The organism is Psychrobacillus sp. NPDC096389, assembly GCF_044762855.1.
GTDB lineage: Bacteria > Bacillota > Bacilli > Bacillales_A > Planococcaceae > Psychrobacillus.
Map to the genome: position 1 here is coordinate 218157 of NZ_JBIWFB010000006.1, position 18301 is coordinate 236457.

Sequence of the window (18301 nt, forward strand, 5' to 3'; positions counted from 1 at the left end):
ATAGTTTAATGCCACTTCAAAAATAAAAATCAATATATTTCTTAACTTTTTAGAAGAATTAATATGTACCAAGTCTAGCGAAAGCTAAAACTATTTAGAAAAAGGAAGTTGTTATCATTGCGTAATCGAACTAAGAAAGAACAGAAAAGGATAGATGAATTGGCTCGTTTTATTCTTATTGTAGCTGCATTAATAGGTTGGTACACTACCAAGACTCTAATAGGAACTGGGATTGCAATTGGTATTGGGCTAGCTGTAATGATTTTGCTGGCGGGATGGAGGGCAGCTAGTTTTAGAAAAAGGATGCAACAATCCGGTATAGCTGAGATTGACCAGATGAGTGGAATGCAATTTGAGGAATATGTTGGTTCTCTATTTCAACATCAAGGCTACAAGGTTTCCTATACATCTACGACTGGTGATTTTGGAGCAGATTTAATTTTGAATAAAGGAAAAGAAACGATTGTAGTTCAGGCTAAACGCTATAAAAATTCGGTTGGTGTTAAGGCGGTTCAAGAGGTTATTCCATCTATGAATATGTATAACGCATCAGCAGCGTGGGTTATTACAAATAGTGTCTACACAAAACAGGCACTGATACTAGCTAAGAAAAACAAAGTCAGAATGATCGATCGGGACGAATTAATACAAATGAGCTTAGAAATGCAAAACACATTAAAGAAGGAGAATAAAAATGTCTCAACGATGGAAGGAGGATCAACAATTTCTAATAATTAATAAGAATGTTTACCGCAAAATAATTGAGACCAGAGAAGTAAAATGGTTAGAAAAATAACAAAGGCTTTTGCAGAGACAGTATACAAAAACACTCCAGAATTGCATCTTAGAAGTGTAAATTCAATTGTTGAACGGTTACCTTATTTAGATAATTTGTTAGCTTGGACTTTGGAGATTCAAAATTATTATTTAAAAGATCAGCCGCTTTTTGAGTTAAGTCTTAGCGAGAGTATGGATAAATAAGAAGCTTAAAAGAGGTGTTGATTTGTTATTGCATACGAACATCATAGGTGAGGGTGAACCAATCGTATTTTTACATACGGGTCTACAAACCGGGATGACAGATTTTGAATTTCAAAGAGAATACTTTAGGAAAAGCTATAAAATTGTCCTGCCTGATCTAAGGGGGCATGGGCAATCATTTTCAAATGATATTCAAAACTTCTTTGAAGACTCGGCCAAGGATTTGCTGGAAACAATTAATCACCATAATTTAAAAACTATTCATTTGGTAGGCTGTTCTTTAGGGGCACTGGTTGCGGTGAAGTTCTCAAAATTATATCCTGAGCGAATTAATACATTATCTATTTCAGGAATTACACTGGTGAAACCGGATAGTTGGTTAGAACTACATAAACAGGATGTTGAATTCCAAGCGAATATGTTGAATAACAATGAAACTACAAATTATTTCGATCAATTACATACTTCAGATTGGAGGCAGTTCCTTTACTACGGAAAAGATGAAAACTGGTATCCATTTGAGGATTTAGAAGCCATAGCTGGATTCAATTTTCCTGTACTTTATATAGTTGGTGAAGAAAAGCCCCATGAAACAATTGGGGCAACCATTTATCCTAAAGGAAACAAAAATGTACATGTTGCCATTGTGCCATTTGCCGGGCATTTGGTTTATGCAGATCAGCCAAGAATATATAACGATATATTAGAAGCATTTATTGAAAGGGAGAAGCCCACTAAAAAGTAACATTCATTTCTTTACCATTTAAAGATATTTTATATTCATTGTAGCTCCATTAATGAATAGCAGCACTTTTGTGGATGAAATGAAGAAGTTGAAGTAATAGTTTTGAAGTTCTTCCTCTTTATATGAAATATATATATTTTAAGCTAAATACCATTTTCGAAGCGTTTCTAAAATAGAAGAATAACACGAACATAAACATTAAACGCACTTTTTCCAAATAACTGAAAATAAAGATATATATCCCCTTGCCTTTACAGTATAATTTAACCAATCCATTTAAAGATTGAGGGGGGATTCCGTTGCTGGACTTGCTTGTTATAATGCTTGAAAGGGTTGGCATGATTGTTGCGGTTGCCTTCATTTTGACTCGTTTTCAGTTTTTTAAAAACTTAGTGTATCGTGATAAATTGAATCGCAAGCAGGAGATTGCAGCGGTTTTGTTTTTTGGGTTTTTTGGTATTGTGGGAACGTATTTTGGAGTCGCGCTTGATACAAATACACTGCATTTTAATAGTGTCTCAGCAGTATTGAGTTCAGAGGAGGCAATCGCCAATTCACGTGTCATCGGTGTAGTTATTGCAGGTCTGTTAGGTGGCTACCGTGTGGGGATTGGTGCAGGGCTGATTGCAGGTATTCATCGTATGACATTGGGTGGCTTTACGGCTGTCTCTTGTGGGCTTTCCACCATCATTGCTGGAGCAGTTGCAAGCATTTTTTATCGAAAAGGAAGAGCACTTAAACCGCTTACTGTATTTGGTATCGGAGCACTTGCAGAATCGATGCAAATGTCGATGATTTTGTTAATATCCAAACCATTTGAGCAAGCGCTTACACTCGTTAAAGTCATTGGTATACCGATGATTTTAGCAAATGGAGTTGGAACTGCATTATTTCTGCTGATCGTCCATAATGTGATTAGCCAACAAGAGAAAGTAATGGCACTGCAGGCACAGAAGATGTTGCGTATTGCGAATCAGACACTAAGTTACTTGCGCACGGGCATGAATACTGTAACGGCACAAGCCGTATGCAATATTCTATTCCGTGAATTACAGCCGAGTGCTGTTGCCATGACCAATCAAACGGATATCCTTGCGCATATTGGGCTAGCTGATGATCATCATAAGGTAGGTAGCTCGATACGGACGGATGAAACCAAGGATGTCATACAACATGGAGAGCTAGTTGTTGTCAATGATGGCACCATTCACTGCGATTATCCCGGCTGTCAATTAGGAGCAGCGGTCATTGTCCCACTCATTCAGCGGGGCGAAACGATTGGCACACTTAAACTCTACTATCCGTCTGAAAAAGTCATTACAGATGATAATATTGAACTAATCGTCGGATTGAGCTCGCTATTAAGTAACCAACTAGAAATTGCCGAAACTGATCATGCATATCAGTTGGCAAAAGAGGCCGAAATTAAAGCATTGCAAGCGCAAATCAATCCTCACTTTTTATTTAATTCGATGAATATTATTGTGTCGTTGATACGCACAGATCCTGATCGAGCACGGAAACTGCTGACGTCATTATCCTATTTCTTGCGGCAAAATGTCACAGGAACAACTGCATCTCAAATAACACTTGAGCAAGAGTTATTGCATGTTAAAGCTTATTTGGAAATTATAGAAGCTAGATTTATAGATAGACTGACTATTTTATATGAAGTGGATGATCATTTATTATTTGAAAAGATTCCACCTTTCACATTACAACCCATTGTTGAAAATGCTATCCACCACGGTATTAAGGATATGGAAAATAATAGTGTGGTACAAATGACAGTGCGTGATCTTGGTGAGGAAATTGAAATTAAGGTAGAAGACAATGGTAAGGGAATAATGCCTGAACGACTCGCTGTTTTGGGCAAAATGCAGCTTGAGTCTGAGTCGGGAACTGGTGTAGGATTATTCAATATTAATAGTCGTCTATTAATGATGTTCGGAGACCAAGCAACTTTAAGGATTTCAAGCAAAGAGAATGAAGGAACTGTGATTTCCTTTAGAATTCCTAAATTGGGGGTTAAAGTCTAATGGGACCAATCAATGCTTTGATTGTAGATGATGAACGCTATGCACGTGAGGAATTAGCGTATTTACTAGGCAAGTTTCCTGGTGTTCAGGTGTTTGGGGAGGCTGAAAGCGGAGAGGCTGCTATATTAAAGGCATTACAGCTCCAACCCGATGTTGTTTTTCTGGACGTCGAGATGCCTAAAATGAATGGAATAGAAGTAGCCAAAACTTTAGCAGAGATAAAAAAAGTGCCATTAATCATTTTCGCGACCGCGTATCCACAATTTGCGGTGGAGGCTTTTCGAATTAATGCCGTAGATTATTTATTGAAACCGTATGATGAAAGGCAGCTACAGCAAACGATAGAGCGAATTGAAAAGACATTATATCCTGCACAATCAGTCGACAATACCGAGAAACTTGGTAAATTAGCGATAGAAACAGGCGGTGATATCGATTACATTCTACCGCAGGATATTTTATATATTTATCGAGATGACAAAGTAACGAAAATCATTACGCAAACCGACGACTATGAAGTAAGAACGACACTGAAAGAGCTTGAAAGTCGCTTGGTGCCATTTTCGTTTTTTCGAATTCATAAAGGGTATCTCGTTAACTTGAAATACGTCAGCCGATTAACGCCATGGTTTAACGGTGCATATCAGCTTGAATTGGAAGGGGTGGATCAGAAGCTTTCTGTCAGTAGAAATTACGTGAAAGATTTACGACAGCGCTTGGAATTGTGATAACCTTTTATCCTCCTCTATTTGCATGTTAAACACTTAAACTTGCATGATAAACCGAAAAACTCCTATTTTTGAATATTTGCCATAAACTAAATATATGGTGAGGAAAGAAAGATAGACAAATAGGGGAAACTAGGGGGGATTCACATGATTACATTTATTAGCGCAATTGTACTGTTAATAATCGCATACTTCACTTATGGAAAATTCATTGAAAAGACTTTTGGTCCTACAGATGCTCGAAAAACACCAGCGTATGCAAATGCAGATGGTGTCGATTACGTGCCAATGCATAAACAAAAAAATGCACTCATTCAGCTGTTAAATATAGCTGGAACAGGTCCAATTTTCGGACCAATTATGGGTGCTCTATTCGGACCAGTCGCTTTCTTATGGATTGTTTTAGGAGCTATTTTTGCAGGGGCTGTACATGACTATTTAACGGGTATGATCTCTATTCGTAACAAGGGTGCACATATCCCAGAGCTTGCTGGCAAGTTCTTAGGGAATGTTTCGAAACATATTGTAAACGTTTTCGCATTATTACTTCTTTTATTAGTTGGAACAGTATTTGTGACGACTCCGGCATCATTATTAGCGATATTAATGGATGGTAAAGTAGCGTTATGGATATTGATTACAGTTATTTTTATTTATTATTTCTTATCTACGATTCTACCAATTGATAAAATTATCGGGAGACTGTACCCATACTTTGGAGCGGTATTATTGATCGGTACTGTTGGGGTTGGAGGTGCTTTGTTGTTCTCTGACTATACAATTCCGGAATTGACGTTAACGAACATGCACCCAGATAATGTACCGATTATTCCAATTCTATTCTTTACGATTACATGTGGTGCACTATCTGGCTTCCATGCGACGCAATCACCAATTATTTCAAGAACTACCGAAAAAGAATCACAAGGTCGTTATGTATTCTATGGCATGATGATTACGGAAGCAGTTATAGCGATGATTTGGGCTGCTGCGGCAATGAGTATGTTGGATGGACAAACATTAAGTGAGTTTATCAAAACAGGCACACCTTCTGCAGTTGTCAATGAAGTATCTATGACCTTATTAGGGGCCATCGGAGGAACAATCGCAGTACTAGGAGCTGTTGTACTGCCAATTACATCAGGCGATACAGCATTCCGTGCTGCTCGTTCTATCATTGCAGACTATTTGAAAATTGACCAGAAAAAAGTGGCGAAACGTTTGATGATTGCTGTTCCATTGTTTGCAGTATCTGCAATGTTAACGCAAATCGATTTCAACATTTTGTGGAGATACTTCTCTTGGGCAAACCAAGCAACTGCAGCAATAGCACTATGGATTGCGACGATGTATTTATTCATTAAAGGTAAGAACTACTTTGTATCGCTAGTGCCGGCACTGTTTATTACTTATATGGTCTTTGTCTACATCTTAAACGCCAAGATTGGATTTAGTTTAAACTTGGAGCTATCCTTCTACGTTGGAATCGTATTAACGGTTATTTTGACAATCATGTTCTTTATTAAAGCAAAAAACAATAGAGTGAATAAGATTGAAACGGATGTTGTGGTAGATAATGTAGACGTAAATAGCAGTAAAATGGCTTAAATGGTCTCACGGAGAAATGAAATAGTTTCTCTGTGAGTTTTTTTGCGATGATTTAACTTTATCGGAAATGGATGATGATTCTTTCACTAATTATGGTTAATGTTTCGACTCTAACCGATATTTCTCTTTTAGAGCCGGCAGGACTAATTCTATTTACTCTACAAAATGATTGTAATTCTTCCTTTAACCAGTAGAATTCTTTAAAACCTCTACACTAATTTGTTTTGTTAGATTGGGTCTCATCCACTATACCTCCGTATCTTACTGTTTTTATTTTAGAACGCTTGCTTGTTATCGTTAGTTCAAGTGGTTATTACAATTAATAAAGTTATAAAGTAATATGACGATCAAGTTCAACTATTAACCCTTAGAGGAGTGAATCAATTGGAGATACTAGTTATACGGCATGGGCAATCAGAAGCCGATTTACTAGGAGTACATGAAGGTAGGGCTGATTTTTCGTTAACAGTGCTTGGCGAACAGCAGGCAAAGAAGATGGCTGCATATGTAGCCTCCCATTTTCCACCAGATATAATTTTTACAAGTCCGTTAAAAAGAGCGAGGAATACGGCTTCTATGCTACAAGAAGTAGTTGGATGTGATCTACAGGTCGAAAATGATTTGATGGAGTTTAATAACGGTGTATTAGCAGGACTTTCAAGAAAGGAAGCTGCTATTAAATATCCATTAACTTCGAGTGGGAGACCGATACATATTCCAATCGAAAATGGTGAATCGGAGTTGGAGTTTCGTTTTCGTGCGGAAAACGTTTTTAATAAAATTGTTCATGATTATCAAGATTATCAAAGAGTGGCACTCGTCTCTCATGGTGGATTGATTTCCCGTCTATTACAGACATTTCTTCAATTACCGAATACGAGTGGATGTATGTTCGCGACAGGTGATACCGGCATTCATTTATTGGAAATAAAAAAGGGTTCAAGGTTGATAAAGTTTCTAAATAAGCAAGAACACTTATAATTTCTAGATTGCATGCCCTACAAGCGATCTAAAGATCAAACTATAACATAGCAAAAGAGGTCGAATTTTAGTTCGACCTCTTTTGCTATGTTATTCACAGATTAAAGCCTGACTATTAGTACTTTTCCAAGAAAATGTATTGAAAATTTGCGTCATTTATTATATATTATAACGTATTATCACACTAAAGTGTTAGAACGTTAAGTTAAAATTTCTTAAATAAAAGGGTGGTTTATATATATGGCATTAAATAAGGTTCTTCAACAAATAGAGGAAGTTTACCAAGAGGTAATTGGGTGGCGGAGACATTTACATCAGCATCCAGAACTTTCATTTCAAGAATATAATACATCTCAGTATGTGTATGATCTACTAGAAAGCTTTGGCGGTTTTGAATTATCAAGACCAACTAAAACGAGCGTAGTAGCACGTTTAAAAGGGAGTAATCCTGGAAAAGTAATTGCGCTACGTGCGGATATGGATGCCCTTCCTATAAAAGAGGAAACAGCGTTGCCATTTGCATCGACAAATGATGGTGTGATGCATGCATGTGGACATGACGGTCATACCGCAATGCTTTTAGGAGCAGCGAAAGTGTTAAAAGATAACCAGGACAATTTAAGTGGTGAAGTGGTTTTCATTTTCCAACACGCAGAAGAATTACCACCGGGTGGTGCACAGGAAATGGTTGCTGCAGGTGTGCTTGATGGGGTAGAGCAAGTGGTTGGCATTCATTTATTTTCAACTGTTCCAACTGGCACCACTCATATTCGTTATGGTGCTGTTACGGCAGCAAGTGATGTGTTTGAGATAACGGTTCAAGGGAAAGGCGGACATGCATCCACACCTGAATTAACGATAGATCCTCTTGCTACAGGTGCTCAAATTGTTACTGGATTGAATCATATCATCTCTCGTTCAGTAGCCCCTTTAGAGGCGGGAGTAGTGTCCGTCACAAAATTTAAAGCAGGCGGGGAAGCATTGAATGTTATTCCGGATACAGTGGAAATTGGTGGGTCTGTTCGAACACTTAGCGCGGATGTCCGTGAGCTTGTGAAAAATCGAATTATTGATGTTGCGAAAGGAATCGCAAAAGCAAATGGTGCTGAAGTAAAGGTTAATTATATGTATGGGTATGGATCTGTTATGAATGATAAGAAAGTAACGGACCAAGTGGTTGGTGTGTTGGAAGAGTATTTATCAGAGAACAAGCTAGAGTGGGTTGACCCAATACTTGGAGGAGAAGACTTTTCTGCTTTTAGTGAAGAGTTACCAGCTTGTTTCGTTATTATAGGTGCTAAAAATGAAGAAAAAGGTATCGCATATCCACATCATCATCCGAAGTTTGATATTGATGAAAATGCTTTAAAGGACGGTCTAAAGTTTCATGTTTTTACTGCCCTAACTTTAACTCAAAATAAATAAATATCTTAGAAGGAGAAACTATGGTTCAAAATACAGAGAAAAAGAAAAGGTCGTTTTTTGACCGAATGCTCGATTCCATAGAGTTTGCGGGTAACAAATTACCGGATCCGATTGTATTATTTATCATTCTTTGCGGAATCGCTTTAGTGGCGTCTTTTGTTACTTCGTTATTTAATGTATCTGCTGTTCATCCGGTTACGGGTGAAACAGTAAAAGCAACTAATCTTTTGACCGGTGAAGGTCTAGTTAATATTTTGACGAATTCCGTTTCGAACTTCAGTTCATTTGCGCCTCTTGGAATGGTGCTTGTCATGATGATTGGAATCGGTCTCGCAGAGCAAAGTGGTTTCTTTGCGGTACTTATGAAGCGCGCAGTAACATCGACACCTAAAAAGCTAATCATTCCAAGCATTATTCTTATTGCCATTATTGGGAATGCTGCAGGAGATGCAGGTCCAATTGTTTTACCTCCACTTGCTGCCGCAGTTTTGATGGCATTTGGTTATCATCCTTTAGTTGGATTAGTTGTTGCGTATGCTTCGACGTTAGGGGCATTTGCAGCAAACCTAATAATTGGTATGTCGGATACATTAGTTGCTGGATTTACAGGTCCTGCAGCGCAAACAGTAGATCCAAGTTATGTAGCAAATCCTGCTATGAATTATTATTTTATCGCAGTATCAACCGTTGTCCTTTTATTTGTTTCGCTATGGGTGACACATAAGTTTACGATTCCTCGTTTTGGTACTTATACAGGAGAAATAGAAGAAATGGAAGTTGTTTCTTCTGAGGAAAAGCGAGGCCTTCGATGGGCAGGCATTTCTGCACTTGTTTTTGTGCTTATTCTATTAGCGGTGATCATTCCTGAAAATGGACTTTTACGTAATCCTGAAACAGGTTCAATTATTGAGGATTCGCCTTTAATTAACGGGGTAGTACCACTACTAACTATATTTTTCTTTATACCAGGATTGTTTTATGGAATTGGTTCTAAGTCTATTAAAAGTTCAAAAGACTTTGGGAATATGTTAGGGAAGTCTATGAGTACGATGGGACCGTATATTGTATTGGTATTCTTTGCTGCTCAATTACTCTCATTCTTTGCGGCTAGTAATCTTGGTCCGATTATCGCAATCAAAGGGGCAAACATTCTAGACAGTGCTGGTTTTACGGGTATACCTTTAATCGTCCTATTCATCATTTTTGTTGCATTTGTGAACTTATTGATCGGAAGTGCATCAGCGAAATGGGCAATATTAGCGCCAATATTCGTTCCGATGTTCATGTATTTGGATTATGATCCAGCATTTACGCAAGCTATTTATCGAGTTGGGGATTCCATTACAAATCCAATTACTCCGATGCTTCCATACTTAGTTTTATTACTGTCATTTGCCAAGAAGTATGATAAAAATATTGGTTTAGGAACATTGATATCAGCTTTATTCCCGTACACTATCTTCTTTGGTATAGTATGGATAATAGTTGTTATTGTTTGGTACTTATTGGGGTTTCCAGTTGGACCAGCGGGACCTATACATTTATAAACCTTGTTCCTGTGTTACGAATGCAGGATAGGAATAAAAAGCCGTTTCGAAATGCTCTAATAGGAGATTTTGAAACGGCTTTTTTCTTATACGGTTAGTTTTTGTGCTTCCAAAGCTTTTTCGAGGAACTTGGCTAGCTCAAGCATGCCGTATTTGCCTTCCTTCGCCTCTGCATCGCTATTATAATTGGTGTTTGTATTAATGTCGTATGTGTACACCATGCCGTTCTCATCCGAAATAAATTCAATCCCTGCTACTGCTATTTTATTGGTCTGTAAAAAGTCCTCATATTGTGCGATTTGTTCCGGATTAACCTCATGAATGATTTCGAATTTCGGTTTCTCTTCTACTTGTTCGCCGACAGGGCAGAATAGATCATCGATTTGGCAAGCATCTGCCGGGCAAAGTTCAAAGCCATTAGATGTATCTACTTTGACTGCGTATACAAATTTTCCACCTACAAATTCAGCACGGGTAATAAATGATTCTGGTGCTTTAATATATTCCTGAATTAACGTGATGCCGTCGACTGGTTCGTCATATTGCCCGCTGTTTAAGTAAGATTTTAGCACATTGATAGAGTTGAATAATTGTACACCCAATCCTTTTCCAGCACGATTATGTTTTGTAATAAAGGAAGCCTTTCCTAATTTTTCGGCAGCTTTTATGACTTGCTCTTTCCCAACTGCACCAATTGTTTTCGGGGTGCGAATCCCGGCTTTTTCTAATGCGAGATATTGATTGATCTTACTTAATTCTAACGACAGTGCATTTGTGCCATTAAATACTATACGTCCGTGAAATTCCAACCATGCAAGCACCCCAGCTGTTAGTTCGGGGGCATAGCGGTGATTTCGTGTATGGGCTGAAGCGCTCATGCGACTATAGAAAACACCTTCTGGAGGTGCTTCCGTTAGGTCAACAATACCCTCATCTAGATGCCATAATTCGTAAGGGACTTTTAGTTCCTCTAATCGTTTTGTTAAATGAATTGTCCATTCATCGTTTTCATGGATAACATAAACTTTTGACATATTATCGGGCTCCTAACTTTTCAGATCTAAGTTGATCAACAATTGGCATTACTTTTTCAGAGAAGCGTTGCATTTCTTCCAGTTGCGGAGAAAATTGAAGAATAAGTAGATTCACGCCCACCTCTTCATACGCTAATATTGTTTTGGCGATTTGCTCTGGAGTTCCAATTAAGTTCGGGCGTAAACCGCGATTTGAAACAGAATAATCTTCTAAACTAACTTTGACATTTAGATGAGATTTACTAATGAAGTCTTGATAGCCTGCATAACCTGCACTATTCTCTTGAACATTTTGAATGCGTGCTAGTTCCGCCTGCACCTCTTCCTCTGTATCACGGCAAACAATGTAGGCAGACATTCCGAATGTGTCAAATGCTTCTTTTCCAAGTTGTAAGCGGCGGTTTTTCATATCTTCAATCTTTTCTTGGGCCTCTTCAATCGTGCCACCATGCATAACGTATGAATCACAGTTTTTAACTATTGCTTGTTTTCCTGCTTCACTTTCTCCTCCTGCATATAGGGGGATATGTTGGTTGCGAACTGGTTTAGGTGATAAGTACGTATTTTCATATTCGTAAAATTTCCCTTTGAATGAGTAAGGTGTTTGTGTCCATAAGCCTTTTAATACCTCAAGAAATTCCTCTGTACGTGCATAACGCTCATCGTGGGCAGTGAAAACTCCACCGTATTGACGTGCTTCTTCTTCCCACCAAGCAGACACAACATTTAAAGAAACTCTACCTCCACTAATATGATCGATATTAGCCGCTGTTTTTGCAAACAATGCTGGATTATAAAATCCTGGGCGAATGGCAGTTAATATTTCTAATTTCTTCGTAACTGCTGCAATTGCTGCTGTTGTCGACCATGCATCTAAGGTAGGGGCTTCCATTCCTTTAATATCATTTAAGTTTAACTCCGCAATAAGAGTCATATCAAAGCCTAAGTTTTCCGCATTTTGCGCCACTTTTTTAACATAATCAAATGTAGCTGGCATATTTTCATCCTCTATATTCCGTAGCCAACCTCCGAAAACAGGCAACCAAAAACCATATTTCATTCATAAATCCCCCTTAAGTCATCTGTTTGAATTATTAGATTTTTAAATATAAACTAATCCTACCATATTACTCGAAATTCAACAATGTAACCCGTTAAAATAGAGCGATTTAGTTGGTATTGTAGGATGGGGCTATTAAGATATTTAAAGTGTTAAATATCTTAATAGTTTAGGGATAAACCTCTTCTAATGATTGTTCAATTATTAACAATTATCTAGAAAAAGATTGAAATTTTAAATTAAATATTATACATTATAACGTATTAAAAGACGTCCCTGTGCAAGAAACGATTCAGAATCGTTTCTTGCACAGGGACGTAAAAGGCGGAGGAATTAATATGTATAGCTTCAAGAATGATTATGCAGAAGGAGCACACCCGAGAATTTTACAGGCTTTAATAGATTCGAATTATGTACAAGAAGACGGCTATGGAGATGATAGTTTTACTCAAAGAGCAATCGAGCTTTTGAAGGAGAAACTAGGAAGTCAGGATGTTGACATACACTTACTATCAGGTGGAACCCAAACAAATTTAACGGCAATTTCGGCTTTTCTTCGACCTCATGAAGCAGCAATCGCCGCTAGTTCTGGTCATATTTTTACACATGAAACAGGTGCAATTGAAGCTACTGGACATAAAGTCATATCGGTAGAAATGAAAGATGGAAAACTGAATCGCTCTCTTATAAAAGAAGTTCTAGACCTACATATAGATGAACATATGGTAAAACCAAAGTTGGTTTATCTTTCCAATTCAACAGAAATTGGCTCTATCTACTCTAAAAGTGAACTGACAGATTTAAGAGACTTTTGTAAAGAGCGTAATCTTATATTATATATGGATGGGGCACGCCTGGGATCAGCGCTATGTTCTGAGGATAATGATTTAAAGCTAAGTGACATTTCTTCACTTGTGGATGCTTTCTATATTGGTGGGACAAAAAATGGTGCTCTTTTAGGTGAGGCGTTAGTCATTTGCCATAATTCTTTAAAAGAAGATTTTCGTTTTCATTTAAAGCAAAAAGGGGCACTTCTAGCAAAAGGAAGGCTTTTAGGTATTCAATTTTATGAATTATTCAGGGATGATTTATTTTTTGAATTGGCCCAGCATGCCAATAAAATGGCAACTATTCTTAGGGAAGAATGTAGCAATGCCCATTTTTCATTTTTGACCTATTCTCCATCCAATCAAATCTTTCCAATATTACCGAATGCACTTATTGCGGAGCTTCAAAAAAAATACGCATTTATTGTTTGGGAAAAGGTTGATTCTACCCATTCTGCAATTCGATTAGTAACATCTTGGGCAACAAAAGAAGAAGAGGTAAGAGCTTTTGTGGAGGATATGAAAAAAGTATAATTTTTGTCCCTGTGTAAGAAACAATTCAAAATTGTTTCTTACACAGGGACATTTTTTTAAATCTCTTCCAAAATTCCTTTTACTAATCCTACAAATTTAACCTTTACTTGACTAGCAACTTCAATTACTTCCTCATGATTCAACGGTTGGTCTAGTATTCCGCATGCCATATTTGTTAAGCAAGAAATACCGAGTACTTTCATCCCGCCATGAGTAGCTACAATTGCTTCTGGCACTGTAGACATTCCAACAGCGTCAGCTCCTAATGTACGAATCATACGGATTTCAGCAGGCGTTTCATAAGTAGGTCCGCTCCACCAAGCATATACACCTTGTTGTAATGGTATGTTTTGGTCGTTCGCTACTTTAGTGGCAACACTACGAAGTTGCTTACTATATACGTCTGATAAGTCAGGGAAGCGAGTTCCTAATTCGTCGTTGTTTGGTCCGATTAATGGATTAGCACCAGTTAAATTGATATGGTCCGTAATTAACATTAAATCTCCAGGGTTAAAGTTTGTATTTACTGCTCCACATGCATTTGTAATAATCACATTTTCAATACCTAGCGCTTTCATAACACGTACAGGGAAAGTTACTTCATCCATAGTAAATCCTTCATAATAGTGAAAACGGCCTTTCATCGCAGCAACAATCTTCCCGTTTAATTCCCCAATCACAAGTTCGTTCGCGTGTCCGATTGCTTCGGATTTCGCAAAGTGTGGAATCTCGCTATAAGGAATTTTAACAGCATTTTGTATGTCATCTGCAAGACTTCCTAGCCCTGATCCTAAAATCAGTCCAATTACAGGGCGATGTTCTGTCTTGCTCATAATAAAATCTCTAGTTTCTTTAATATCTTGAATGTTATGCATCCATAATTCCTCCTCGATACAGTTACGTTAAAAAACGATACAAATGTAGTATACACCGAAAGTATGTAATTGAAAAAAATTGTAGAAAGTAAGTTATAAAACTAAAAATTAGCACTTATAAGTAAAAAAAGATAATAGAAGAGAAATAATTAATGGAACCTTTATAAGAGTGAAATAATATTTACAAAAATCCAATACTTTGTTAATAGTTGGTAATTAAAATAGTAAAGAATTCTATTTGCTAGAGGAGGAAATTTGTTAGATGAAAAAATACATTTATTTGGGTGTCACATTTTTATTTGCACTTTTTTTAGTTGCATGTGGAAATAGTGAAACTCCAGCAGAAACGCAAACAGAAACACAAACTGAGTCAAGTGATGCTTCTAATGAAGAAACAACCACTCTTGAAAAACTATCGATTGGATTTGTTCCATCAAGAGATCCAGAAGAAATTATTACAGCAACTGAACCATTGAAAAGTTTATTAACAGAAGAATTAGCGAAACTTGGTTATAAAGTAAATGAAGTAGACATCACTGTTGGTACTAACTATGAAGCAGTTGGAGAAGCACTTTCAGCTGGAACTACTGATATTGGACTTATCCCAGGTGGCACATATGTATTATATGATGACGGCGCGGAAGTAATCTTAACTTCTACTCGTGCGGGTCTAAATAATGATTCAGATTCTGCGAAAGAATGGAATGACAATGAGCCAACAACACCAACCGATACACAAACTACTTCTTATCGTGCATTAATAATTGCAGGACCTTCTGAAAAAGGAAAGGAAATTACTGCAAAAATTAATAATGGAGAAGAGTTAACGTTTGACGATGTAAACAGTGCAAACTGGAGTGTTATGTCCTCTTCATCACCAGCAGGCTATATTTATCCTGCATTGTGGTTACAAGAAAATTTCAATAAAACAATTACAGATTTAGCAAATGTTGTACAAGTCGATTCCTACGGAAGTGCATTTGCTCGTTTAGCAGCTGAACAGACGGACGTATTAGTAACATATGCGGATGCTCGTCGTGACAACGAAGAAAAGTGGACTTCAGAATTTAGTCGTACGGCTTCCATTTGGGAAGAAACAGATGTAATTGGTGTGACACCAGGAATCTATAACGACACAATTAGCGTAAGCAAAAACTCTGAAATTATGGACGATGCGCTAAAACAAGCTTTACAACAAGCTTTCATTAATATTTCCCAAACAGATGCAGGTAAAGAAGTTATTTCTATCTACAATCATGAAGGATACAAAGAAGCGGTAGATGCAGATTATGACAATGAACGTAAAGCACAAGAAATTGTACAGCAATTAGGAACAAATTAAAATAGTAAACTGATTTCAAATGAAAGGATGGGAGCATTTATATGATGTTCTCATTTTTTCTCGTATTAAGATATTGATAGGAGATTATCATGATTAAATTTATTAATGTAGAGAAAAAGTATCCAAATGGTTTATTAGCTTTAAATGATATAAATTTGACTATCGAAAAAGGGGAATATGTTGCTGTCATTGGATTGTCCGGTGCAGGGAAATCAACGTTCATTCGATGTATTAATCGTATGCATGATATTACGGATGGAACGCTTGTTGTAAATGATATAGAAGTAGCGAAATTAAGAGGCAGGGAAGTTCGCCAATTTAGACGAAATATCGGCATGATCTTCCAATCGTTTAATCTTGTTACGCGTACAACAGTATTGAAAAATGTCCTAGTCTCCTTCGTACCTGATCTGTCTCTTTGGCGTAAAATCTCTGGTTTATTTACAAAACAACAAAAAATACAAGCTTTAACTGCACTTGATCAAGTAGGTATTTTGGATAAAGCATATACACGGGTAGACCAACTATCTGGTGGACAGCAGCAACGAGTGGCCCTTGCACGAACTTTAGCACAAAACCCCGATATTATTTTAGCGGATGAGCCAGTAGCTTCTTTAGACTCTGTAACAGCTGGTCAAGTAATGGATGATTTTAAAAAAATTAATCAAGAAATGAATATTACAGTCATCATGAACATTCACCATGTCGACTTAGCATTACAATATGCAGACCGGATTATCGGTATCAAAAAAGGCGAAGTAGTCTTTGATGGAAAGTCCTCTATGGTAGATCAAAGAGTGTTAGATCACATTTATGGACGAGCACAATCGAGTGAAGTTATAAAAAAAGAGGAGCAGATGAGTCATGTTTGACAAAATATTTGTTCCGAAAAAAATTACGTTACCTAACGGAAAAGTAGTATTGGAAAAAAGATCTTACACTCTTTTGATACTATTTATATTACTCATCGCTACAATATTTTCTATACATATCACGGGATTTAGTATGGAAGTAATATTTAAGAGAATCCATGAGTTTTTCAAAATTTTAAATCAAATGATTCCACCGAACTGGGAATACACACCTAAGCTGTGGCAACCATTAATGGACACGATCAAGATGTCATTACTTGGTTCAGTGTTAGGAGCAATAGTAGCGTTGCCTGTTGCTATTCTAGCTTCTTCCAACATTATTAAAAGTTCGATAGTCGTTTCTATCGTTAAATTTTTACTTAGTCTTCTTCGTACTTTGCCAACTTTAGTATCAGCACTTATTGCCACATTTATATTTGGTTTAGGAACGATGGCAGGTACTGTGGCAATTTTTTTATTTACAATTGCGTATGTTGCAAAGCTGTTGTATGAGCAAATTGAAAATGCGAATATGGCTGCATATGAAGCGATGGAGTCCATTGGTTTGACTCGGATTCAAGCATTTCGATACGCAATATTTCCCCAAGTTTTGCCTAACTATTTATCCACTTCTTTATTCTGCTTTGAAGGAAATGTTCGTTACGCTTCGATTTTAGGATATGTAGGAGCTGGTGGAATTGGTCTTCTATTAAGTGAGGGACTCGGCTGGCGAAATTATGCAAATGTCGGCATCATTCTGCTCATGCTTGCCATTACAGTATTCATCATCGAAAACATAAGTGAACATTTCAGAAAGAAGTTAGTTTAAGGGGGAACTTGTATGAATGCTATTGAAAAGCAATTACTGTTAGAAAAAAAGAGCTATCAATATATTACATGGATTTTCATTATTGTTTTTATATTATTTATTTGGTCGCTTTCGGCGATTCAACTGAATAATATGGAAGCAAGTGGCTTAACAATTGCAAAGAATATTATAGCCGGTATTTTACACCCGGATTTAGATTTACTCCTTAACTTTACAGAAAAAGGTGTCGCTTACTTACTCATTGAAACAATGGCGATTGCCTTTTTAGGAACAATTATGGGCGCTATTTTAGCGATTCCTCTAGCTTTTCTATCTGCTTCTAATGTTGTGCCAAAGCCGATTGCCTTTGTGACGAAGATATTATTGATTGGCATACGTACAATTCCAGCTATTATTTATGGATTAATGTTTATTCGTGTAACAGGTCTAGGTCCATTTGCAGGAGTTTTAACGATGTCATTAACATCTATTGGGATGTTATCGAAACTATACGCAGATGTTATTGAAGATTTAGATACTAGCATTCTAGAGTCGATGACATCTATTGGTTGTACAATGTTTGAAAAGATTCGATATGGCATTATCCCACAATTATTTGCCATGTTTTTATCCATTGTTATTTATCGTTTTGATATGAATTTACGCGATGCATCCGTATTAGGATTGGTTGGTGCTGGAGGAATCGGTGCACCGCTCATTTTTGCGATGAACTCGTATCGTTGGGAGGAAGTTGGAGCTATTTTAATAGGGCTAGTACTTCTGATATTAATCGTTGAATTTATATCCAATAAAATTAGAAATAAATTAGTTAGAGGATACTAGGTTAGAGGAAGGTCATTACAAAATGATTTAAAAATAAAAGTCTATTTGACCTTTTAGAAAGTATTCTATATCA

17 protein-coding genes and 1 pseudogene are annotated in these 18301 nt (G+C 37.1%); 14 read left to right on the top strand and 4 right to left on the bottom strand.

Annotation, left to right across the window (positions count from 1 at the left end; all coding sequences use genetic code 11):
• The first annotated feature begins 117 nt into the window (after window positions 1-117).
• The 6 genes from ACIQ38_RS15990 (at window position 118) to ACIQ38_RS16015 (ending at window position 6101) form a co-directional block, all read left to right on the top strand.
• On the top strand, window positions 118-738 hold the full coding sequence (locus ACIQ38_RS15990; RefSeq protein WP_402825098.1) for a restriction endonuclease: 621 nt from the start codon (window positions 118-120) through the stop codon (window positions 736-738).
• Between the two features lie 42 nt (window positions 739-780).
• On the top strand, window positions 781-981 hold the full coding sequence (locus tag ACIQ38_RS15995; protein WP_402825101.1) for a hypothetical protein: 201 nt from the start codon (window positions 781-783) through the stop codon (window positions 979-981).
• A 22-nt stretch (window positions 982-1003) separates the two neighbouring features.
• Window positions 1004-1726 (top strand): alpha/beta fold hydrolase, encoded by a 723-nt coding sequence (locus ACIQ38_RS16000; RefSeq protein WP_402825104.1) that lies wholly within the window; start codon window positions 1004-1006, stop codon window positions 1724-1726.
• A 299-nt stretch (window positions 1727-2025) separates the two neighbouring features.
• Window positions 2026-3765, top strand: coding sequence for a LytS/YhcK type 5TM receptor domain-containing protein (locus tag ACIQ38_RS16005; protein WP_402825106.1), 1740 nt, complete (start codon window positions 2026-2028; stop codon window positions 3763-3765).
• Window positions 3765-4493, top strand: a complete 729-nt coding sequence (locus tag ACIQ38_RS16010; RefSeq protein WP_402825109.1) for a LytR/AlgR family response regulator transcription factor — start codon at window positions 3765-3767, stop codon at window positions 4491-4493. Before ACIQ38_RS16005 ends, ACIQ38_RS16010 begins: the two co-directional genes overlap by 1 nt.
• A gap of 147 nt (window positions 4494-4640) precedes the next feature.
• On the top strand, window positions 4641-6101 hold the full coding sequence (locus ACIQ38_RS16015) for a carbon starvation CstA family protein (protein ID WP_402825112.1): 1461 nt from the start codon (window positions 4641-4643) through the stop codon (window positions 6099-6101).
• A gap of 58 nt (window positions 6102-6159) precedes the next feature.
• Here the strand turns inward: ACIQ38_RS16015 and ACIQ38_RS16020 are convergent.
• Window positions 6160-6258 (bottom strand): annotated as a pseudogene (locus ACIQ38_RS16020) (hypothetical protein); the annotation flags it as partial.
• A 227-nt stretch (window positions 6259-6485) separates the two neighbouring features.
• On the opposite strand from ACIQ38_RS16020, the gene ACIQ38_RS16025 reads away from it, so the two are divergent.
• From ACIQ38_RS16025 to ACIQ38_RS16035, 3 genes are all read left to right on the top strand, one after another.
• Entirely contained in the window at window positions 6486-7082 is a 597-nt protein-coding gene (locus ACIQ38_RS16025; protein ID WP_402825115.1) for a histidine phosphatase family protein, read from the top strand.
• 240 nt (window positions 7083-7322) lie between these two features.
• Complete coding sequence (locus ACIQ38_RS16030; RefSeq protein ID WP_402825118.1) at window positions 7323-8507, top strand: M20 metallopeptidase family protein; 1185 nt, start codon at window positions 7323-7325, stop codon at window positions 8505-8507.
• A gap of 20 nt (window positions 8508-8527) precedes the next feature.
• Window positions 8528-10054 (top strand): AbgT family transporter, encoded by a 1527-nt coding sequence (locus ACIQ38_RS16035; RefSeq protein WP_402825121.1) that lies wholly within the window; start codon window positions 8528-8530, stop codon window positions 10052-10054.
• Window positions 10055-10140: 86 nt separating this feature from the next.
• Here ACIQ38_RS16035 and ACIQ38_RS16040 read toward each other — a convergent pair whose 3' ends face one another.
• Together ACIQ38_RS16040 and ACIQ38_RS16045 are read right to left on the bottom strand one after the other, a co-directional pair.
• Window positions 10141-11088: an ATP-grasp domain-containing protein gene (locus tag ACIQ38_RS16040; RefSeq protein ID WP_402825124.1), complete on the bottom strand. Its 948-nt coding sequence runs from the start codon at window positions 11086-11088 to the stop codon at window positions 10141-10143.
• A gap of 1 nt (window position 11089) precedes the next feature.
• Window positions 11090-12148: an LLM class flavin-dependent oxidoreductase gene (locus tag ACIQ38_RS16045; RefSeq protein ID WP_402825127.1), complete on the bottom strand. Its 1059-nt coding sequence runs from the start codon at window positions 12146-12148 to the stop codon at window positions 11090-11092.
• Window positions 12149-12486: 338 nt separating this feature from the next.
• Between ACIQ38_RS16045 and ACIQ38_RS16050 the strand changes: the two genes are divergently transcribed.
• Window positions 12487-13509 (top strand): threonine aldolase family protein, encoded by a 1023-nt coding sequence (locus ACIQ38_RS16050; protein WP_402825130.1) that lies wholly within the window; start codon window positions 12487-12489, stop codon window positions 13507-13509.
• Between the two features lie 56 nt (window positions 13510-13565).
• Here the strand turns inward: ACIQ38_RS16050 and ACIQ38_RS16055 are convergent, their stop codons facing one another.
• Window positions 13566-14384, bottom strand: a complete 819-nt coding sequence (locus ACIQ38_RS16055) for a purine-nucleoside phosphorylase (protein WP_402825133.1) — start codon at window positions 14382-14384, stop codon at window positions 13566-13568.
• A 262-nt stretch (window positions 14385-14646) separates the two neighbouring features.
• On the opposite strand from ACIQ38_RS16055, the gene ACIQ38_RS16060 reads away from it, so the two are divergent.
• The 4 genes from ACIQ38_RS16060 to phnE (ACIQ38_RS16075) all read left to right on the top strand — a co-directional run bounded on the left by ACIQ38_RS16060 (window position 14647) and on the right by phnE (ACIQ38_RS16075) (window position 18228).
• Window positions 14647-15726 (top strand): phosphate/phosphite/phosphonate ABC transporter substrate-binding protein, encoded by a 1080-nt coding sequence (locus ACIQ38_RS16060; RefSeq protein ID WP_402825136.1) that lies wholly within the window; start codon window positions 14647-14649, stop codon window positions 15724-15726.
• A gap of 89 nt (window positions 15727-15815) precedes the next feature.
• Window positions 15816-16598, top strand: coding sequence for a phosphonate ABC transporter ATP-binding protein (gene phnC / locus ACIQ38_RS16065; RefSeq protein ID WP_402825139.1), 783 nt, complete (start codon window positions 15816-15818; stop codon window positions 16596-16598).
• Entirely contained in the window at window positions 16591-17406 is an 816-nt protein-coding gene (gene phnE, locus ACIQ38_RS16070) for a phosphonate ABC transporter, permease protein PhnE (RefSeq protein WP_402825142.1), read from the top strand. Before phnC ends, phnE (ACIQ38_RS16070) begins: the two co-directional genes overlap by 8 nt.
• Before the next feature lie 12 nt (window positions 17407-17418).
• Complete coding sequence (gene phnE / locus ACIQ38_RS16075) at window positions 17419-18228, top strand: phosphonate ABC transporter, permease protein PhnE (RefSeq protein WP_402825145.1); 810 nt, start codon at window positions 17419-17421, stop codon at window positions 18226-18228.
• Window positions 18229-18301 lie beyond the last annotated feature (73 nt).